Annotated in this window: 18 protein-coding genes; 5 read left to right on the top strand and 13 right to left on the bottom strand. The window is 58.1% G+C overall.

What is annotated here, in order from left to right; translation table 11 throughout:
• Window positions 1–128: 128 nt before the first annotated feature.
• From VB144_09910 to VB144_09885, 6 genes are all read right to left on the bottom strand, one after another.
• Window positions 129–1,781 (bottom strand): C69 family dipeptidase, encoded by a 1,653-nt coding sequence (locus VB144_09910; protein MEA4883947.1) that lies wholly within the window; start codon window positions 1,779–1,781, stop codon window positions 129–131.
• Between the two features lie 140 nt (window positions 1,782–1,921).
• Window positions 1,922–3,079 (bottom strand): succinylglutamate desuccinylase, encoded by a 1,158-nt coding sequence (locus VB144_09905; protein MEA4883946.1) that lies wholly within the window; start codon window positions 3,077–3,079, stop codon window positions 1,922–1,924.
• Between the two features lie 26 nt (window positions 3,080–3,105).
• Window positions 3,106–3,258, bottom strand: coding sequence for a hypothetical protein (locus VB144_09900; protein ID MEA4883945.1), 153 nt, complete (start codon window positions 3,256–3,258; stop codon window positions 3,106–3,108).
• Between the two features lie 30 nt (window positions 3,259–3,288).
• Window positions 3,289–4,572, bottom strand: a complete 1,284-nt coding sequence (locus VB144_09895) for a C4-dicarboxylate ABC transporter (protein MEA4883944.1) — start codon at window positions 4,570–4,572, stop codon at window positions 3,289–3,291.
• Window positions 4,573–4,610: 38 nt separating this feature from the next.
• Entirely contained in the window at window positions 4,611–5,297 is a 687-nt protein-coding gene (locus VB144_09890) for a DUF6305 family protein (GenBank protein MEA4883943.1), read from the bottom strand.
• Window positions 5,298–5,407: 110 nt separating this feature from the next.
• The gene (locus tag VB144_09885; GenBank protein ID MEA4883942.1) at window positions 5,408–6,256 is read right to left on the bottom strand and encodes a hypothetical protein; all 849 of its coding nucleotides are present in this window, start codon (window positions 6,254–6,256) and stop codon (window positions 5,408–5,410) included.
• Between the two features lie 268 nt (window positions 6,257–6,524).
• On the opposite strand from VB144_09885, the gene VB144_09880 reads away from it, so the two are divergent.
• The 5 genes from VB144_09880 to phoU all read left to right on the top strand — a co-directional run bounded on the left by VB144_09880 (window position 6,525) and on the right by phoU (window position 11,639).
• Complete coding sequence (locus tag VB144_09880) at window positions 6,525–7,280, top strand: hypothetical protein (protein ID MEA4883941.1); 756 nt, start codon at window positions 6,525–6,527, stop codon at window positions 7,278–7,280.
• A 188-nt stretch (window positions 7,281–7,468) separates the two neighbouring features.
• Window positions 7,469–8,173, top strand: coding sequence for a response regulator transcription factor (locus tag VB144_09875; protein ID MEA4883940.1), 705 nt, complete (start codon window positions 7,469–7,471; stop codon window positions 8,171–8,173).
• Window positions 8,174–8,204: 31 nt separating this feature from the next.
• A complete protein-coding gene (locus VB144_09870) occupies window positions 8,205–9,998 on the top strand; it encodes an ATP-binding protein (GenBank protein MEA4883939.1) in 1,794 nt (597 codons plus the stop codon).
• A gap of 171 nt (window positions 9,999–10,169) precedes the next feature.
• Window positions 10,170–10,925, top strand: a complete 756-nt coding sequence (pstB, locus tag VB144_09865) for a phosphate ABC transporter ATP-binding protein PstB (GenBank protein MEA4883938.1) — start codon at window positions 10,170–10,172, stop codon at window positions 10,923–10,925.
• Window positions 10,926–10,982: 57 nt separating this feature from the next.
• Entirely contained in the window at window positions 10,983–11,639 is a 657-nt protein-coding gene (gene phoU, locus VB144_09860; GenBank protein ID MEA4883937.1) for a phosphate signaling complex protein PhoU, read from the top strand.
• A gap of 56 nt (window positions 11,640–11,695) precedes the next feature.
• Here the strand turns inward: phoU and pstA are convergent, their stop codons facing one another.
• The 7 genes from pstA to VB144_09825 all read right to left on the bottom strand — a co-directional run bounded on the left by pstA (window position 11,696) and on the right by VB144_09825 (window position 17,867).
• The gene (pstA, locus tag VB144_09855; GenBank protein MEA4883936.1) at window positions 11,696–12,619 is read right to left on the bottom strand and encodes a phosphate ABC transporter permease PstA; all 924 of its coding nucleotides are present in this window, start codon (window positions 12,617–12,619) and stop codon (window positions 11,696–11,698) included.
• Window positions 12,620–12,622: 3 nt separating this feature from the next.
• Window positions 12,623–13,501: a phosphate ABC transporter permease subunit PstC gene (gene pstC / locus VB144_09850; GenBank protein MEA4883935.1), complete on the bottom strand. Its 879-nt coding sequence runs from the start codon at window positions 13,499–13,501 to the stop codon at window positions 12,623–12,625.
• Window positions 13,502–13,515: 14 nt separating this feature from the next.
• Window positions 13,516–14,358, bottom strand: a complete 843-nt coding sequence (locus tag VB144_09845) for a phosphate ABC transporter substrate-binding protein (protein MEA4883934.1) — start codon at window positions 14,356–14,358, stop codon at window positions 13,516–13,518.
• A gap of 102 nt (window positions 14,359–14,460) precedes the next feature.
• Window positions 14,461–15,093, bottom strand: coding sequence for a SatD family protein (locus tag VB144_09840; protein MEA4883933.1), 633 nt, complete (start codon window positions 15,091–15,093; stop codon window positions 14,461–14,463).
• Entirely contained in the window at window positions 15,093–15,782 is a 690-nt protein-coding gene (locus VB144_09835) for a hypothetical protein (GenBank protein MEA4883932.1), read from the bottom strand. Before VB144_09835 ends, VB144_09840 begins: the two co-directional genes overlap by 1 nt.
• 499 nt (window positions 15,783–16,281) lie before the next feature.
• Window positions 16,282–17,202, bottom strand: a complete 921-nt coding sequence (locus VB144_09830; protein ID MEA4883931.1) for an alpha/beta fold hydrolase — start codon at window positions 17,200–17,202, stop codon at window positions 16,282–16,284.
• 284 nt (window positions 17,203–17,486) lie between these two features.
• Complete coding sequence (locus VB144_09825; GenBank protein ID MEA4883930.1) at window positions 17,487–17,867, bottom strand: helix-turn-helix transcriptional regulator; 381 nt, start codon at window positions 17,865–17,867, stop codon at window positions 17,487–17,489.
• Window positions 17,868–18,377: the final 510 nt, after the last annotated feature.

Below are 18,377 nucleotides of genomic sequence, written 5' to 3'. Positions count from 1 at the left end.
TCCTCCTCATTGTTGCTTTGGGTATGGTCAAGGCCCACGCAGGATGCTCATTGCTGGGTTCAGTATCCAGGTATGGAAAGCGCCCCGGCTTGCCAGCAGGCGCGGTCGGGGCGCATTTGACTCGGCGTCTACTTCGCCCAGTGGCCGGGCTCGCCGCTGCCGACGACCTTCCTCAGCCACGCTTCGGGGTAACTAACCGACCTGACCCTGCCGTCCTCAGTAACGAAGCCCATGTTGTACTTCCAGATCAAAGTGTCGAGCAGTTGCCACCATGCATCACGCACGGTCTCCACGTTCCTGTTCGCGTAGTTTGTAAGGAATTCCACTGCAAGCTTTGGATCCTGCTTGTGGAGCTCAAGGGCTGCCGCCTCGATGGCGCCCTGGGTACGAAGAGCATGACCCTCGTACTTGTCGATATTCGCCTTGATGTCCTTGCTCATGTAGGACCACTTCAGATCCGCATAGGTGCTCACCGCGGATATCGCCCACCAGTAGGAATCGCGCGTGAACTCCTGATGCGACCCTGCCTTAGTGTTCATAGCAGGCGATACGCTGGTCATCGACGCATACAGCGGAACGTAGCAGGTAAGGTCCGGATTCGTCGCGCCATACCACACGAGGCCGCCAATCTCGTCAGGCAGCCACCCGCGGGATTGGGTGCAGATGCTGTACTCGCATTGGACCTGAGCGATCATTCTCTCCCAGGAGTAGTTCTTGCCATCCACCTTGAAGCCCAGTCCGCGATAGCGCCTGGGGTTGTTGAAGGGGCCAGCCGCGAGGGAGTTGCCGCCATAGAACTTGGTCCCCTCGTAGTGGTCACGTTGAATCGCGTTTATGTCGCTGATCGAGAGCTTCTTGTCGACAGGCGCCGAGAACGGCAGATCCCTCTCGTCGAGCTTTTCGGCGAGGGACGGCGCCGCCAGGCAGAACACACGCCAGACGCGGCGACCACTGGTCTCGAAGCTAGTGGCGTTGCAGAAGTGCTTCCTCCAATTGAAGGGTTCGCCGGATTCCGGCTTGTACCAGCCTTTGGACACGGCGTATTCAACGATTCCAGGTGCAAACATGAAGTTCTCGTGATCGTTGAAGTCGATCTCGCGGATCACCGCGTTGTTCGCAGAGGCAGACACGTGACCCTCGGGGACCCGCTGCGCAACCCAGTATGCACCAGGGCCCTCGTCGCCTTGTTGCCACAGGGGGCCGGGTCCGACCATCTCGAATACCCAGCACTCCTTGGTGTCGGCAACTGAGAGCTCCTCGCCGCCGTCCTTATATCCGTACTTCTCACCCAGCTCTCCCATCACCTTCACGGCCTCGCGAGCGGTAGCGGCCCGCTCCATGGCGTACATTGAAAGGTTGGTGATGTCGAAGAAACCGGCGGGATTCTGAGACTCTCTGCGTCCACTGATCGTGGTTTCGCCGATGGACACCTGTTTCTCATTGATCACGCCAAACAGCGCCCTTATGTACCCGTAAGTGTGTGCAACCTGCGGAATCTTGTTGCCTGTGGGCTCACCGGCCGCAACGTGCATCTGATTGCCGCTGGTGAACTGGGGCAGGTCCAGCACATCAGTCATGGTCCCCGGCGCCCAATCGGCAGCCGGAACCTTAATTACTTCGAACGGGGACGAGCCGGAATCACACGTGTGGGTTACCGAGGCTGAGCCATCAACTGAGGAGCTGGGCGGAACCAGTATGGACGTGCATGCGAAAGCCGCGACCGAAGACACTGCGAGAATAACGGCCACAAGTAGAGCAACTAATGGACTCTTCCTAAACACCGAAGCACTCCTCCTTATACATGGTTCGGGTTTCTCGGCGCGCCTCTCTTCGCGTTGATAAGAGATTCCACCCCCCTCCGCCACTGTCGGCGGCGCCGCCCGCCGGATGGCCCGGCAGGCGCATCCATACTGGCGAACGGCTAGTCGTATGCCACCTTCGACTGGTCAACCGATGCAGGATCGTGCAGGTAGGCGCCTACATCGTTCTGCATCAGGTCGTCGTAGTCAGGCGACTCAATTGCGATCTCGAGATCTGGCTTGAAGTTGTTCCATTCCTCGAACAGGGCCTGCATAGTCGTAAGGTGCCGACCAACTCTGAGCTTCATGGGCTTGCCCGTCTCGTCATAATCGACGAACAGAAGATCACGCTTCCCGAGGGATAGGAGGAACTCGTCAACCCCATTCACCAGGAGGTCTACGGTCTTGGGCCCGGTCGGCTGGTCGAGGAAGGGCTCAGGCGCCTCGATAAGGAACGGGTACGCATCTGAGTGGTCCCCCACCTCGCGATGGGTGAGACCATGATAGCCGCCTGGAGACGGCTCGGTGTGGATGTCGAAAGTCGATCCACACAGGTTGATAGCTGCCAGGGTAGCAATCGAAGTACTCTTAGAAGGAGCTACGATGCAGTTTGTGACCGGATAGAGCAGTTCTGCCTCATGGAGGTCTATCACGACGTTAACGTTCTCCTTGCGTATGAGCTCCATGGCCGCATAGGCCGTCTTCTCAGTCACAGTGCCATCTGGCCTCCCCGGCCAGCACCTGTTGATATTCCGGATCTCAACATACGACAGAGACTGACCGCTCGGATAGTGAACATATACATCCGGGTCGGGCCACTGGTCGAGAGGGTTGGTAACCCTATCTCCAAGCCTGAACTTCCTAGCTCCGAAATCGGTCTTGATATCGTAGTAGAGCGGATAGCCTCCAGACGGCTGAGTGCCCGTCGATCCACTCCGGTTCATGTGAGGGATGACGAACACCTTTCCCGCCTGCACGCGGGCGTTCTCCACCATGACAATCGCTGCGAGCGTTCCTGCCACCTCTGCCGGATGGCTTCCGCCCAGAATCAGCACATTGCCGCCCTCACGCTCACCGTCGAGCACGTACACGGTGGAATCGTTGGCAGTGCCCTTCAGAGGAGCGAAGTAATCGGAGAGCTTTCGCACATCTGAGACTCCAGGTCCTAGAACGACCGGCTCTTTGTAGCGCCGGTGAATGTAGAGCTCGCGGCCGCCAACCACGAGAACCATGAGGGCGACCACCGCTATGATCAGCTTGCCCAGGGCATTTCGTGACATTCCTTAACCCTCCATCCTCGCGCCTGTCACTTAATGCGGAATACCCTCAAGAGCAGCGGGACCAGGACCACCGCGTACATGGCCGCCTCCTGAAGTCTCTTCTCGCGCACGAAGTTCCAGACGCACAGCGCCGCGAGGTAGGCCGATATTGCGTAGTACAGAATCGTTATGATCGACATCCGCCTCACCTCCAGTAGATGCGCCCCCCGCTATATGACGAGGAACGCCAGTTGCTTGCTGAAAACCACCATTAATGTGCCCACGACCGTTATGACGGCCCATGGCGCCCAGCATGTCTTCAGGAAGGTCCAATAGGAACCTTTGTAGTCCACAGTCTGTACAGTGAGTCTGCCAATGATGGCTGTCGGCGGCAGAGCATCACCTAGGAACCACAACAGCGAAAGCCCTGCCAAGGCTATCGTCGGATGTACTCCAACTGAGTTGAACGTCCAGATAAGTGGGATCCCGATAACAGCTGCGCCACCGAACCCGAGCACTCCCTCCGACAGCGGGATGGTAATGGGCAGGAGCGCAAATATGAGCACCAGCGGCATTGCGATCACCCAATAAGAGAGCAGGCCTCGGACTCCAGTCACGGTCATCAACTGAATCAGGATTCCAATGACTGTGACCGTGGTAAGCAGAGGAAGCAGCTGCCGCACAGTCTCGTTTGACACCCTCAGAAGGTCCACCTTCTTAGGGCTAATCAGCAGGGCAACCACGGCGCCGATCATGAATATCAGAGGCAGGCCGAGAATTGGCATCTTGTAAGGCCAAAGCCGAGATGCAATGATAAGCGCAAACACGACTGCGAAAGGAACGAACACGCGCACTCCGCTCTGCCCGGTTGGAACATCGGGAAGCTCCTTCACTGAGTCGCCAAGCCTCTCAGTGCGGCGGAGGCCATAGTAGAACGACGTGAACACCCCAAGCAGCAGTACTGGAACGCCCAGCGGAAGCTCGAAGCCCACGTAGGGAATCGCAGTTCCTGCACATGTCATCATGGCCCAAACGCTCACAGGAGGCGCCACAGCGGCAAGCCCGGCAAGGATGAATATCATGGCTGCAATTCTCTGCCTGGAGATCCCCAGATGCGAGAGGGCCATGGCGACGGCGCCTCCCGAGACCAAAACCGAAACGCTCCCAGAGCCTGTGAGAGCCCCAGGTATGAGCATGAGGAACATCAGAAGAATCAGAGCAACCGGTCTATTGTTCCCGAACTCCGTGAGAATCCCTCTGACAGCGTAGTTGAGGCCGCCAGACTCCTTGATTATGTTCATGAAGAGAGTGGCTGTGAAGAAAATGAGGGCCAAGTCGAGATATGTGACCGACCCTTCTGCGATATGCCGCAGTGGCAGGTAGTTTCCGCTGGCCACTGCGCCCGCCAGCCCGGCAATGAGCATAGATAGCTCCACCGACAGCTTCAACGGGCCCTTTGCGATGATGTAAGCTCCAACCATCACCGCGAGCACTACTGAGACTTTAAGGAACATGCCCATTCTCCTTTCGTAGGGCCAAGCAACCTGATCCACTACTTGGCAAGGCCGAACATCGTCTGGAATATGGTCTGGATCTCGCTGGTCTTCTCGGCCACGCTCACTGGGATGTTCTTCTCCTTGCCGATCTGTGTGAACTTGCCGTCCTGGTTGCTCGTGTTCATCACGATAAGGTAGTCGCAGAATGGAGCGACGGCATCGATGATTGCCTCATTGTCCGACCCAGGCTTGCCGCGCATGGCCTTGCCCTCAACGTGCATGCCGACAAGGAGAATCTTCTTGTCCCGGCAGTACTTGATGACATCCTTAAGCCGTGCTACCTCCTGGTTCAGGGAGAGCCCCGACGCTCCCATTCCCTTGAGGCTTGCGCCCATGACAAGGAACACGGTCTGGTAGGGAGTTCCCTTCGGCTTTCCCGACTTCAGCTCTCTGTGCGCACCATCGCCCTCAACGAACCCTTCCAGGCCGGCGCCTGCCGCAACGTGCTTCGCGGTGGGGACATCAGAGTAGTCGTAGGGGAGCTTTATCCTATCGGCGAGAGCAGTCGCGACGAGGACTCCATTGCCCTGCCCCGCACTCACCATAAGCACAGGCTGTGAAGCCTTGGGGATAGCGGCGGCGCCTGCGGCCGACATCGCCGGTGCAAGGGCAATAGCGGCCAGCATCAGAACCAACGCAACTAGCGACAGAGACAGAGACAGACACTTTGAACCTGATTTCATACTCGACTACCTCCTATGAGAATTTGTCGCCGAAACTGGAGTTGATGATGAGAGATGCGAGCATCGACAGAGGGATTCCCCGCCCCGCCCGGGGGCTTGCGTCAGCACTCTCAGCCATGTGTAGTGATGGATCTGTAGATGATCTCGTTCGGCTCCAACACGACGCTGCCATCTTGAAGCCTGATCATCCTGGAGGTGCGTTTCACAATCCAGTTCCCATCCAGGTCGAGTTCGAACGTCGATGTGAACTCGCCCTCAGGCCCCTTACGCATCTCTGAAACCAGCAGGCCATTGGACTGATCGTAGTCCCACTCGGTGTCCGTTGTTAGCGCCCCAGCAGGACCATACTCCTTCCGCGAGCGCAACCGGCCGTTAGGATCGTACTCGTTGAGCATCGTAACTGCTACGACGCCATCTGCCGTGCGAACCTCCCTTGAGATCTCGCGCCCGGAGCGGTCACAGCGAACCACAGTCGTGCTCGTCAGGGTTCCATCGACCGCCCAGACTGTTCGCACGAAGCTGAGACCGCCATCGTCCGCTGCAGATCGCTGGATGGACTCCCTCGCCATGAGAGCGTTCTTGCCGGAATAGTGGAGCACGCTGACTGGAATCCCCTGACCATCCACGGAAGTGATGGACTTGACCGACGCGGATCCATCCACCGAGTATGCAATGTCCTGGATCAGCCAACCTGCCGAGTCGAACAGCCTAAGGTTTGCACGCACCGGCGTCCCCTCAACAAAAGCGCCCGGGTGGGCCGAGTCAGGATGGACAGACGCTGCCTCGTAGATGACGGTCCAGATCGGTCCGGACAGCATCTCAGAGAATAGCTCAGGCGCTGCCTGCGAGGCTGCTGCGATACCCGAGAACGCCACGAATACCGCGATGGCACAGAGAACCAACGCTACGGGTTTCCCACATTGGCTCATGTGCTGGCCGAATACTGCATGGTTTTTCATACCGCTATGTCCTCCTCTGCACTGTCCATGGTATACGGCCCGTGCTAGAGCGATGGCTCACTACTACGACGCAGTGCGTAAGGAATCCTCCAGGTTGCGTCACTTTTGCCAATCGAACACGTCTGGATATGCCTAACGTTGTACCAAAGGACACGGATGCCCTGAGGCCTAGCGCCTCATTGTCCCAAACACCCCCTCATCACCCTCGCGTATAGTGCATTGAGCGTCGTGACCTCAAGAATCAACTCATCTAGGAGGGCGAAGGAAAGTGGACGTAGATCATACCTCTCCCGGCCCAGAGGTAAGTGATGAGAATGTCTTCTGCCAGCATCCACTGGCAAAAGCGCTCAGTGGGTGCGGAGACCTTGACGACCTATGTGTGGCCGTCGAGTTCGAGTGCGACGGCTGCTGCAAGAAGGCCAGCAATGCGCATCTGCATTCGATAGGCTGCGGGTTCCTGAGCCTTGCACCGTGCGACTCCACAGGAATCCTGATCAGGGCTGTAAGCGGAGGCTGCATGGTAGAGAGTGAGACCGCTCAGTTCATGGTGATCGACCTCGACAGGGTGTGCAGTGTTGAGGTTCAGGAGCACAATCCGACTCCGCCGGACGGTGGACCGCCGTCGACAGGGCCGCTCACCACAGGGCCGTTCTTCGTGCGCACCGGGCAGAACAATGCCATCAACGTGAAGGTGCAAAACACCGGGAACACACCCATCGACGCCGACGTGAAGCTCTTCAGCCTCGATTGCCCCGCATGCAACCCAGTTGACTCTAGGCGTCTTGCCAACATCGCAGGCGGATGCTGTGTCAAAGATGCGGCGCTCAGCGCCAATGCAGGCAATTTCGAGGCAGTCGTGTGCCCGATCCCAGCCAACGCGCCAATCAGGGCGTTTGTGAGCGTTCACAGTGGGAATGCAGTGACCAGCAGCATTGAGTACACGATCAAGGCAGCAGAGATGCTCTCTCCCGTGTGCTCATTCTGCCAAGAAGACGACGGAATCTGTCCCGCAGCGAAACGCTGAGCGTACGCAGGCGCCGCGCCGCCCCGCCCTCGCTTCATGCGAGGCCTGGGCGGCCTTCCAATGATCTTCACTCATTCTCCGCATGAGCAACGCGCAGGTGCAATGACCCACTCAAGTGCACGTTCCATCACCAGGCTCAGCAGGTGGTATAATGAGTCTGGGCACATCAGGCCCGAGGAGGTGCACACATGTCCAAGAGGGTCCTGGTAGTCGACGATGAGCCTTCGATCGTAGAGCTGATTCAGTTCAACTTGGAGCGGGAGAGTTTCTGCGTTGACGCAGCATATGACGGTGAGGAAGCCCTACAGAAAGCGAGGACCCATGGGCCTGACCTCATCATCCTCGATCTGATGCTTCCTGGCATCGATGGGATTGAGGTCTGCCAGACGCTTCGCAGGGAGATGACAGTGCCAATCATCATGCTCACCGCGAAGGCCGAGGAGTTCGACAAGGTGCTCGGGCTATCAGTGGGAGCAGACGACTACGTAACGAAACCGTTCAGCCCTCGCGAGCTTGTGGCCAGAGTGAAAGCAATGCTTCGTCGGCAGAGCATGAACTCCGCGCCAGGCGGACGGGGTGATGAGCCTAGCCGGATTCGCGTAGGCGATGTGCTGATTGACGCTGACAGGTTCGAGTTGGAGGTCCGCGGACGCCGGGTCGAGGTTACACCGAAGGAGCTGGAGTTGCTCCGTTTTCTCGTTGCCAACAGCGGTCGAGTGCTTTCCCGCGAGCTTCTCCTGGAACGAGTCTGGGGGTACGAGTATGCAGGCAATACGCGCACAGTGGACGTGCATGTCCGCCGTCTCCGACAGAAGATCGAGAAGGACGACTCGCGTCCTGTGTACATTCAAACAGTGCATGGTGTGGGCTACCGATTCTCGGAACATGCGTAAGTAAGGCGCCTATCAGGGAGGCCGGGAGTCTATGGTTCGCTTGGGATATCGCCAGCGTCTGTCCGCCACGTACGTTCTTGTGGTGATGATCTCGTTACTGCTCATCACTGGTTGCCTCACCAGCGCCATTCACGGGCATCTCGTCTCCAGGACCGATCATGAACTAACCACGGACGCCATGCTCGTCGCAGAGGTAGTGCGGAATATGCTTGTACAGACCCAGAGCCCCGCAGCCATCGATCTCATGGCTGATGGCTTAGGAGCCAAGACAGGGCTTCGCGTCACGGTTATCGCAGCAGACGGAACGGTCCTAGGAGATTCTCAGGGCAATCCTGTCTCAATGGAAAACCATGGTAACCGGCCAGAGGTTCTTCAGGCGTACCGGTCAGGCGTCGGGCTGATTACAAGATACAGCGTGAGCCTGGGCAGCGGCCTTAGGTACTGCGCAGTGCCGGTAACCACGTCCGCAGGCGACGTGATTGGCTATGTGAGAGTGGCGGCCTCCCTGGCTCAAGTGGAGCAGTCATCAGCAGCAGTGAGGGGCTTCATGCTGAACGCCGTCGGAATTGCCGCCATCGCCGGAGTCGCCCTCAGCCTGGTGCTTTCTAAGGGCATAAGCGATCCTCTCAAGAACATGGCCACTGCAGCCCGCGCAATCGCCCGCGGCGACTTCAGCCGCAAGGTCAGAGCCAGGAGCAACGATGAACTAGGCCAGCTTGCTGAGGCGTTCAACCACATGGCTCGGGAGTTGGAGCAAAGCGTCGGAGAGATCTCAAGGCAGAAGAACCAGATGGAAACCATTCTATCTGCCATGGCAGATGGGGTTGTCGCCGTCGACGCATCCCAGAGAATCCTATTGGTCAATCAGGCGGCCTGCGACATGTTCGGCGTGAGAGCAGACCAGGCCCTCAACAGGCATATCCTGGAGATAGTGCGCAACCGAGATCTGGCAGACTCGCTGGCGATTGCTTCAGCTGGAAGTGATGACATCCGAGAAACCACGGCTCAGTCGCCGCGCGCTCTCGCCCTGAGAATCCACGCGGCGCCCATTTCCGGCGCCTCCGGCTCTGGGGTTGCGGGCGCAGTCGCCGTTCTCCAAGACGTGACAGACCTTCGACGGCTCGAACTTGTGCGACAGGACTTCGTGTCCAATGTATCGCACGAGCTTCGAACCCCAGTCACATCAATCAAGGGATTTGCAGATACACTGTTGGACGGTGCAATGGAAGACGGGGAAACCCTGAGACGATTCCTCGAACTCATCGACCGCGAGGCAGACAGGCTAGCGCATATCATCTCTGACCTTCTCGATCTCTCTAGGCTCGAGTGTACTAATGCCTCAATGCCTCTATCGCCCGTCATGATCTCAGACGCCGCACAACGCGCATTGGAGGCCGTGCAGAGCAAGGCCGAGGGCAAGAGCATCCAGGTCCTCCTTCAGATCCCGGCTGAGTTGCCCGCAGTGCAGGGCGATGAACCCCTCATTGTGCAGGTTCTGGTGAACCTGCTCGAAAACGCAGTAAAGTACACCCCTGATGGCGGAAGCATCGTAGTCTCTGCGTCGTGCGTGGGCGCTACAGTCCGCGTGGACGTCGCAGACACGGGCGTGGGCATTCCCGTGGAACACCTTCCCAGGATATTTGAGAGATTCTACCGCGTGGACCGAGCGCGATCACGCCAGCTAGGAGGCACCGGGCTCGGCCTCTCAATAGTGAAACACATAGTGGAGCGACATGGCGGAGAGGCATGGGCCAGCAGCGTGCCTGGCAGAGGATCCACCTTCTCTTTCACCGTACCGGTTTGGGCCTCCTCCGGCCACATGTAGTCAATTCGGAACGCGGAATTCCCCCGACCCTGAATAGCGGATGCGCGAATGCGGCTAACCCTTATGTCACTGCTTAACACGTGGTTAACACCCCCACAACAACTGTTTACAGGCCGGGAATGCGCGTGCAAAAGGCCTGTGACAGAATATCTGTGGGGGGTGTCTGACGACATGCCAGATAAGATCCACACCACTTCGTTAGATGTCTTCTACGGTGCCTATCAAGCCCTGAAGAACATGTCCATTTCAATTGACGCGAACACGATCACAGCGCTCATTGGCCCGTCCGGCTGTGGGAAGTCCACGTTTCTCAGGACGCTGAACCGCATGAATGACCTGGCGCCTGGTGCATCAGTCCGCGGAAGTGTAGTGATCGACGGCCAGGACATCTACGGGCCAGGAACCGACCTGGTGAGGCTCCGCAAGCGCATAGGAATGGTATTCCAGAGGCCCAACCCGTTCCCCATGTCAGTGTTTGACAATGTGGCCTACGGTCCGCGGATCCATGGAATGGCCGTAGGGCAGCGGCTGGCAGACATGGTGGAACGGAGCCTCAGGGCCGCGGCACTGTGGGATGAGGTGAAGGACAGGCTCAGAGAGTCAGCCTTGCGGCTATCCGGAGGCCAGCAGCAGAGACTGTGCATCGCCAGGGTGCTCGCGGTTGAACCCGAAGTGCTGCTGATGGATGAGCCGTGCTCTGCCCTCGATCCCATATCGACCGCAAGCATAGAGGATCTCATGGCGGAGCTAAAGCGCAAGTACACGATTGTGATCGTCACCCATAACATGCAGCAGGCCGCGCGAGTGTCGGACAAGACCGGCTTCTTCCTCATGGGCGAACTTGTAGAATACGGCGATGCCAAAAGCATCTTCGAGACACCACATGACAAGCGAACCGAGGACTACATTACCGGCCGTTTCGGATAGCGCCAGATACGGCTGAAAGGGCAGCGCACAATCAGAACCCGCAAGGAGGAGTCGGATGTGAGAAGGCAGGCATATGAGAGCGAGCTTGCAGCCTTGAACCAGGACATTCTACGCATGGGCAGCGTCGTAGAGGATGCGGTGCGCCGGTCGGTGGAAGCCCTTGCGAAGCAAGATGCGGCTATGGCCCGCGATGCAGCAGCGGGCGACGCAGGGATCGACGAACTCGAACTTGGAATCGAACAGCGGTGCGTGAACCTCCTCGCACTGCAACAACCGCTCGCGAAGGACCTCAGACTGGTCACCACGGCGATTCTCATCGCAACGGATCTGGAACGAATCGGGGATCATGCGGTCAACATAAGCGAGACAGTGATCAGGATCGGGAATCGGCCCCTAATCAAGCCGTTGATCGATATCCCGAAGATGGCGCGGCTATCCCAGGCCATGATCAAGGGAAGCCTAGACGCATTCGTATCGCACGACGCAGATCTCGCGCGCGCTACCTGCAAGAACGATGACATTGTAGATGGAACCTACCAAATCCTGTTTGATGAACTCATGACCTTCATCGTAACGAGCCACGACTCGAACGTCAGCCTGCAGGCGGCGCATCTGCTCTTCGTTGCGAGATTCCTGGAGCGGATCGCGGATCACGCCACGAACATTGGAGAGCGTGTGATATACATGGTTACCGGGCAGCGAGAGGCGTACTGAGCTTTGAGGGCTCACCTGGCGCCAGGCCGCCGGGAGGTCTCCCCGGGCCTGACGCATCAGCGCGCGCGCTTCTTCTCGTAACGAGCTCTCAACGAAGTGGCTATGAGGTTCATTCCAATCACCATCGCCATGAGGACAACGGCGGTTCCGAAAGCCATCGGCGTCTGTGCTTCCGGGCGAGTCCCTTCAGTAACGAGCGCGAATATGTGGTACGCAAGGGCCTGCACCTCATCGAAGGGAGAGTGCGGCAGGCTTGCCGTGAAGAATGTGGCCGCAGTGAGCATTATGGGGGCAGTTTCCCCCATCGCGCGTGCAATCGATAGTATGAACCCAGTGAGTATTCCCGGGAATGCCGACGGCAGCACCGCGTAGCGAACTGTCTGCCACTTGGTCGCTCCAAGCGCGAGGGATGCCTCACGATACGACCCTGGCACAGCCATTATCGCCTCTTCTGACGACCGGATGATCGTGGGCAGCACTACTATCGCCAGGGTAAGTGCACCGGAGAGTATCGAAACCCCGAGCCTCATGGCCTTTACAAACACAGCCAGCCCGAACAGGCCGAACACTACCGAAGGAACCCCCGCCAGGTTGGCCACGCCCGTTCTGATCAGCCTCAGGGCGAATCCCTGCCGCGCATATTCCGCAAGGTACACGGCTGATGCAACCCCGAGAAGCCCGGCGACGGCCATTGAGCCGACCGTCAGCCAGAACGTGCCCAGAATCGCAGGAAGGATTCCGCCTTCAGTCATACCCCTGCGAGGCATCTGGGTGAGGAATGCCCAGTTGACTACGGGCAAACCCCGCCACCCAATGAACCCCAGCATAAGCAGGAGGAATCCGAGTGTCACCACAAGTCCAGCGCCCATAGTAATGAGCATAACGATCTGCGTACGTTCGCGACGCCTGCGCTGCCTGCGTTCCCTGGCAGTACAACTGCTGATCGAAGGGTCCGGCGCGCTCGAGATCACGGCCTTCATTGCTCATCCCACCTTCGCCCTGAACTTCGCCGTCAGCCTCTGCGCAACGAGGTTGAACAGCAGAGTAATAACGAACAGCCCAGCTGCGAGAACAAACAGCGCCTGGTAGTGGAGGCTTCCTACCGGAGTCTCCCCCATCTCCGCCGCGATCGTCGCGGTCATAGGCCTCACCGGCTGCAGAAATGAAGTGGGGACTCGCGCAGATCCGCCGGCGACCATGAGCACTGTCATGGTCTCCCCTATGGCCCGACTGATTCCCAGCAGAACTGCAGTAACAACCCCCGGAAGGGCCACGGGAACGACAACCCTGCTCACCGTCTCCCACGTGGTGGCGCCGAGTGCAACTGAAGCCTCCTTGTAGGCTGACGGCACTGAAGAGAAAGCGTCCTCCGCTATGCTCGCCACTGTGGGAAGCGCCATGATCCCAAGCACAATGGATGCAGTTAGGGCTGTGAGCCCGGTCGGCAGATGGAAGATGCGCATCACCGCTGGAGCAGCGAACTGCATACCGAAAAGCCCGTACACTACTGATGGCAACCCTGCGAGAAGCTCGACTGCGGGCTTCACAATCTGCCGTATGGACGCGGGGAGAACCTGCGACATGAACATGGCTGATAGCAGTCCTAGCGGGACTGCGATGGCCATGGATCCCACAGTAACCTGAAGCGACGCAGCAATCAGAGGCAGGGCCCCAAACGAAGGCGGGTTAGAGGTGGGATACCATTCTGTGCCAAAGGCGAACTCAGCCAGTCCCACACCGCGAAGCGCCGGCAACGCCTCGCGGAACAACACCAGAATGATCCCGATCAGAAACGCCAACGATGATAGGGCCGCCGCGGCCAAAAGCACGCGAGCGGCGCCTTCGCGAACCTGATTCTTCATGACATGCTCCTCCATCACCAGAGAGGCACGAAGCCCTCTTCGCGAACAACCTTCTGACCTGCAGGGCTCAGCATGAAGTCGATGAACCTGGCTGAGTCGCCGGTGGGCCAATCCTTGGTGAAAACGTACAGGTTCCTGGCTATCGGATATTGCCCCGACTGAACGGAGGCAAGAGACGGCTGCACGTACGCCTTGTCGGACACTCCGACCTTCACCGCCTTGAGGTTCGATGCGAGGTATCCGAGGCCCACGTATCCTATGGCGCCTGGGGTCCTCGACACCACATCGACAACTGCGCCGTTGGACGCCTGAAGCAGAGCGTCGGGGGCAACCCTCGCGCCCTTCATCACCAGTTCCTCATACACCTCGTAAGTGCCTGAGCTGGTATCGCGGGATACGGCCACTATCTTCAGGTCCGGGCCTCCGAGCTGCTTCCAGTTAGTGATCTCCCCAGTGTACACCGACTTCAGTTGGGCCAGGGTGAGCTTGTCCACTGGGTTCTTCGAGTTCACCACGACTGCAATGCCATCAAGGGCAATCCTGAACGGAACCGGGTACACGTCGTTTGCTATGGCCCTCTTGACCTCCTCGGGCTTGATGAACCGTGATGCCATAGCGATCTGCACCGTGGAATCGATCAGCGCGGCCAGGCCGTTGCCTGACCCTCCACCCCGCACCGACATGGAGACAGATGGATTCTCCTTCATGAACTCTTCCGCCATCCTCTGTACAATAGGAAGAACTGTGGTGGATCCCTGAACGGTGACCTGGCTTCGGGCGCTGGCAAGCCCCGTGCTCAGAACCAGCGTGAAGGCCAACATGCAGATGACTGCTGTGGATCTGGGTGTGCACCTCATAGAAATCATCCTCCCTTCACACCCATTATCACGTGGGGTGGTTAAGGGAGGATGACATAACTGTTAACAGTGGCGTCCCTGCGGTTACACAGATGTGAACTCTCATACAGTAAGCAAGCTCGCCATGATGTCCCGCCCGTCTCTATAGAAATGCCAGCCGGCCGCTCGGAGCCGTTGCGAGACTGCAGCCTCGGTTACCCCGAGTAGAGCTGCAGCGGCTGACTGCGTGTTGCCAGCATCCACAAGCTCCACCACGCGACGCTGCTGATCACTCCACCCGTTCCTCAGATAGAGCAGGAGATTGGCCATCGCGCACAGTTGCTTATCTACCTGATCACCGAAACCATCGAACACCACATATTTCTTCCTTGTCTTGGCGGTGTCCAAGGCTGAGCCCGCCCTGTACCAAGCCTCTCCATCCATTCCGATGGCTTCAGGCCGCAACGATGTGGCGAGAGCGCCAAGCCCTATTCCGAAACGCAGCTCAGCGAGGGACATTGCGCTAGTCGCCCGCTCGACTATTGGGAATGCGTCTCGCGCCGCATCCGCCTTCAACATCCCCTGCGCCTCGTCACCATGCGTCACCACGAACCGAGCCTGAATGGAGTCAGCGAATTCCCTATTCAAGACCGCCACCGTTTCGAAGAACTGCTCCTGCCCCTGTTCGCGGTTTCGTATCCGCCTTGACCTCCGGATATCGATTTTGACTGCAACGAATTCGCCCGCGGGAACCATCAGACCACCACCTTGAGCAGAAGCCCCACCAGCAGAGCTATCACCATGCTGAACAGTGTTCCGAGCAAGTAGTACTCGGCGAACGCGGGATCCTTCTCGATCTTTGAGAATCGGGCGATGGACTTGGCCGTCAAAGTCAGACCAATGGCGCCGTACTGTCCTAGCACTATGAAGGTCGCCATTATCCACCTCTCCAGCATGCCAATGACCCGGCCTGCCTTGATAGTCTCATTATCAGCGTATGGCTCCTCGCCTGGGTAGATCGGAGCATCGCTCAGTCCATGAGGGGTGATCTTGCCCAGCATGCATCGGACGACGTGATTGGCGGCAAGCGCAACCAGAAGGAGCATTGGAACTAGCCCGAGCCGACGAAAGCTGAAGCCCGTCCTGAGATACAGCCTGGCCTGCAGGCTGTCACAGGCCAGTTCGGCGCCGGCAAGGGCGGCCTGTGCAGATGCGACCACGATGATCCACCAGCCCGGGCGAAATGCCATCGCCAGCGCAACGGCCAGCACTCCGGCTAGGAGGGCGCGAGCGCGCCAGTAGACCCGCCTATTGAGAACGCAGGCCGCAGCAACAGCCGGACTAGCAGAGACCAGCTCCTTGGCCCAGTATTCGAGCCCTAGAACGAGTGCACCCAGAACCAGCCCGCCCGCGGCCTGCGAGGAATCCAGCAGCGCAGTGTTCACCGGCAGTCCTCCCATTCCGACATGACCTGGCTCCCTGAACGCTGTTAAGCCCCACGAATTAATATGGAGTTATTAAGCCCTTAGCATTAAGTTCTCCATCGTTGCCCCGAATCCTTCCGAGGTGAACACGCGCGTCATGCTGAACCACAATCTCGAGATCTGTCCCAGATCCCTCGGCCTCTCCGAAACTCGGCATGCAGGAGTGCCGCCGCCATGAGTAGAACAGAGCATCGGATTACTCAGGAGGAACGGCTATAACACACGGCGCCCAACGACTCAGAATCACATTGCGGAGTATGTCGAGTCTCTGTCGGGCGCGACTTGTCTGATCGCCGCCATGGCGGCGGAACGTGAGCTTAAGCTACGGCTACTGCTGCCTTCGCCGTCAGAGACTCTCACCCACTAGACGACGAACATGCCGAGCGCACCTGAAGCGAGCCGAGGCATTTAGCCTCGGCTCCAGATATCTCCATGAGTCTCGATGAGTCGGGCTTCAGACTCAGAGCGTTTTGTCCAACCAGCCAATGGTGGCGCAAATCGCCTCGTCAACCTTCTCAGGCCTGGCCAGACAATCAAACATGTGGTCAGCGTCGAGCTGCACCAGTGCCTCGTCGCCCTGGTGATAGGCAAGGTAGATCTCTCCGGATTGGGGTTGCGGCGACACGATAGTGTCGTTCAGGCCCACGATGACAAGAAGTGGACCCTTGTAAGCAGTGATCTCGGCTACTGGGTCAACTATGTACAGGTCGCGGAAGAACGAACCCTTCAGGGTTGTCGTAGCGCCCCACGGCAATGCAGCGGTAACCAGATCGTCAACGCCGCAGTTCAGCCCCCTTAGTACTGCATCCGCCCCCAATAGGTCGGCGTATGTTGCAGATGGACTGGCCACGGCTGACCAGAGAACCGCCGAGGCGACACGCCGGTCTCTCCCGGCCGTCGCGGCAGCTACCAGGCCTCCCTGGCTTAGGCCGAGAACGGCCACGCGATTAGGGTCGAGCTCGTCCAACCCGCAAACGTAGTCCACGGCAGCCAAGGCATCGGAGATCTGCCCGCTGAACGTAGTGTCAGCCCATTGACCATCGCTCTCACCTGAGCCACGAAAATCAATGCGGAGACTGGCGTAACCCTGTTCGGCCAGGACGCGAGCAGTCCGCTGGAAAAGGGCTTCGTCTGTGCCGACAACCGGCATCTCATGCCTTTGGCCGCTGAACCCGTGGAAAATGATCACAACCGGGAAGGGGCCTTCAGCCTTCGGCATCGTCAGGGTTCCCCTGATCGTCTGGCCCTGGTTCTGGAGTTCAACACTACTCTCGGCAGCAATGTGTTTGGCAGATGGAAGAGCCGCTTGAACGTGCAGAGTTAGCGAAAACGACAACATGACTAGAACGGCAATGATCAAGGCTGCGCTTCGTTTTCTCATTGTTCAACCCTCCAGATGTGTTTTGGCGTTGTTGCATACAACTGGCGCTTTCGATGCGCTGCCATCATTCTCCTTCTCACGAGCAGGTCGATCCTTCGTGCGATGCTTCACAGAAGTCGTCGTCGTTGCGCCGCATGATCTGGTTCGCGACAAGCCAGTCGACAACCCAGAGCGCAACCCGGGAGGATCTTGCTGCAAGAAGGCCCAGTCTTTATGTGTAATTCCATGCGATGATGCGCAATTCCTGTAGTGGGCAGAAAGCTGGCGACCGTGCGTGGATAGCCTTACTCGCCTTCCTCTGGTTCCAGATGCTCCAATTCGGCTTCGATCTGCGAGACAACGCGCACGATAATCCGCCTGGTCTCGGGTCTGAGTTGATCCCACCTCCGGCCGCGAAACGCGGCCTGCAGTTCGGGAGGCAGGCTGTACGCGTCTCCATGCCCATGAACGCACGGTGCATGCTGGAAATCTGAGCGTCCCATCAGATAGTCAATCGACACGTTGAATATGTCAGCCAGGTGCTCCATTACGTCCTGAGGAGCGGTGTTGGCGCGGGTCTCGTAGTTTGAGATGGCTTGCTTCGATATGCCCAGATATCCGGCCAGAGAAGATTGGGTCAAGCCTCTCTCCCGCCTCAACTGGCGCAGGCGGCTGGCGAAGTCCACAGAGACCACCTCCCATCATAGTTTAGTCCATTATGTCTGGACTCTTACATGTAAACTAAGTCTTTACACACCTGCTTGACAGTACAGAATATCTGTACTATACTCGGGTTAGGTCGAACGATACACAAAATCTGGACTGAGTGGGCAGGCAGGAGAGCCGCATGCCGACAATTCACGGATTACGCCAAATCAGGCAGCAACGCGGAATGACATTGGAGCAACTTGGCACGAAGATAGGTCGTTCTAAGCAATACATGTCCGAACTTGAAAGAGGCAACATCCGACTAACTTACGAGATGGCAGTGGACATTGCAATGGCCTTTGGAACAACGCCAGATAAGCTCTTCCTGGGTCACGTCTTGTCAAGTTGTGTAAATTGCCGCTGTGATTCTCCTCAGATCCAGACTCCCGAATCTCCTCTAGTCTCATCGCTTGTCCCAGCTCTTCCGGTATGTGCGTCACATCTGCGAAACTGCTGAGCGTTGACGGCACGGTTTCATCCGGTGGGCG

This window comes from Clostridia bacterium, assembly GCA_034926675.1.
In the GTDB taxonomy this organism is placed as follows: Bacteria; Bacillota; DTU025; order DTU025; family DTU025; genus JAYFQW01.
Note: the sequence above shows the minus strand (reverse complement) of the source record. Positions and strands in the feature narration are given on the sequence as shown.